The sequence below is a fragment of the Paraburkholderia franconis genome (assembly GCF_009362735.1).
Lineage (GTDB): Bacteria > Pseudomonadota > Gammaproteobacteria > Burkholderiales > Burkholderiaceae > Paraburkholderia > Paraburkholderia franconis.
In genome coordinates this window covers 1-1959 of sequence record NZ_WHNP01000199.1, presented here as the reverse complement: position 1 = coordinate 1959, position 1959 = coordinate 1, and the positions used below count along the sequence as shown (strand labels likewise).

The 1959-nt window shown below is 59.9% G+C and carries 1 protein-coding gene and 2 pseudogenes; all 3 read right to left on the bottom strand.

Annotated elements, in window-relative coordinates; translation table 11 throughout:
- Positions 1-286 precede the first annotated feature (286 nt).
- Positions 287-894: pseudogene (locus GCT13_RS47520) on the bottom strand (ATP-binding protein); the annotation flags it as partial.
- A pseudogene (locus tag GCT13_RS47515) lies at positions 891-1672 on the bottom strand (Mu transposase domain-containing protein); the annotation flags it as partial. The pseudogenes GCT13_RS47520 and GCT13_RS47515, both read right to left, overlap by 4 nt.
- Positions 1673-1773: 101 nt before the next feature.
- Positions 1774-1959, bottom strand: a 186-nt coding sequence (locus tag GCT13_RS50440) for a hypothetical protein (RefSeq protein ID WP_227747409.1), incomplete at its 5' end; no start/stop codon positions are given.

Sequence of the window (1959 nt, the reverse complement as noted above, 5' to 3'; positions counted from 1 at the left end):
GATCAGTGGATACCGTTCCCACACCGGTTCGACGACAGCGTTGCCTGCAACCATGATTTGCTCCTCTCGCGAGGGATGCTGAGTCGCCACCACAACGATTCAGCTCGGGGCAAGTAAGCGGGCATCGCCTTCGGCACGGGTTATCCACCGGGCCGCTCGCCTCTCGCTACAGAAGAGCGGGCGGCGGCCCCGTGGATAACCCTGCGTGATCTGTTTCAATATGTTCTGCGCACCAGCCAACTAAAAACTGGCCTACCGTAGCACAGATTCAATTCCAAATAACTTATATCAGAAGGCTACGGCGCTCATACCTTTCGGCAATCAGCTCGAACAGCACGCTGGTTTCGGCCTGATCCTTCCGGGCATATGACAGATCGTCCAGGATGATCAGGTCGAAGCGGTCGAGCTTGGCAAGAGCTGAAGGCAACTGCAGGCTCTGACGCGCAGCCTGCAGCTTCTGCACGAGCTCGCTGGTACGCGTGAACAGCACCCGGTAGCCGGCGTCGATCAACGCGTGTCCGATGGCCGAACCCAAATGACTTTTGCCGGCTCCGGGCGGGCCGAACAGGAGCGCCGTGGCGCCTTTCTCAAGCCACGAATCGCCGGTCGCGAGCGCCATGACGTGGGCCTTCGAAACCATCGGCACCATGCTGAAGTCGAAGGTCGCAGCGTCTTGGTCGGGTCCAGATGCGACTCAGCACGGTGTCGTTCAATGCGCCGCTTGGCCCGCTCGGCCAGTTCGTGTTCGAGCAATGCGCCGATCAGCCGCGTGGCCTGCCAGCCTTCCTTGTCGGAGCGCTCCGCAAACTCGGGCCACAGGCGGGCGATGGTCGGCAGGCGCAGTTCATTGAGCATCAAGGCAAGACTGCCGGCATCGTAAGCGGGCGTGCTCATGCGACCTCCTTGCCGAGCAGGTCGTCATAGCTGCTTGCGGGTGGCATCTCAATATTGACGACTGGGCAATCGGCGTGACGCGGCGCGAACTCCTCGCGCAGAGCCTTCAGATCAGGCAGCTTGCCGTCAACCAGCAACGCGTTGAGGCGCGCGGCCAGCACGGCCTCGACGCCATCGAGCGCGGCGAGTTCAAGCAATCCAACGATGACTTTGCATGCCTCGCGCTGCGTCAGCCTCGCCTCCAGCTGTTCCCAGGTCCGGCGATAGGCCTCACGCGGAAACAGCTCGTCTCGAAACGCAAGCCCCTTGAAGGCCTGTGGCTTGCGTTTGAGGCTCTCAATAAAGTGTCGGTAATCCAGCGCGCGGCGGTTGTCGCCGGCACGCGAGCCGCGCGAGGTGCTATGCACCAGCGCGCCCGACAGATAGCAGTCGAGCCTGTCACCATACACGCGCACCTTCAGGCGATGACCGATCAGGCGCGACGGAGCGCTGTACAGAATGCCGCGTACAGTGAAGGTGCTGCAGCGTGTAACGCGTGCTTCTTCCTCGACGAAGTCGGTCGTGCGCCTTAACGGCAGATCCATGAGCTGTTCGCGCTCAAGGCGGAATGCGGCTGCGTTACGCCGGTTGCGACGCATGCGACCTCGCGCAGAAACTCATCGTAGGCCGCACGATCGGCGAAGTCCCGGTGACCGCGCAACATCAACGCCTGGTCGACGGCTTCCTTCAGATAGCGATGCGATGACTCAACGCTACCGTTCTCGTTGTTATGGCCTCGAGGCCATAATCACGAGTATGGTGCGGTAAAAAATATGTCACAGTGGTTCTCAAGAACCCCGCATCGTCTATCGCGTTGACGTTTCCATGACGACATAATTTTCAGGCTGATACTGATATTCCACTGATCAATGATGGGGGAATATCATGTTCGAGACTCTCTTTACGCGTCCGCATGTTCTTGCTGCCCACAATCTCGCGCCCTGCGTGGAATCCAGGAAGCGCTTCCTCGTACATTGTCAGGAACAGGGTTATCCGCTCAGGTCGATTCGGAAGATCGCGTGGCTC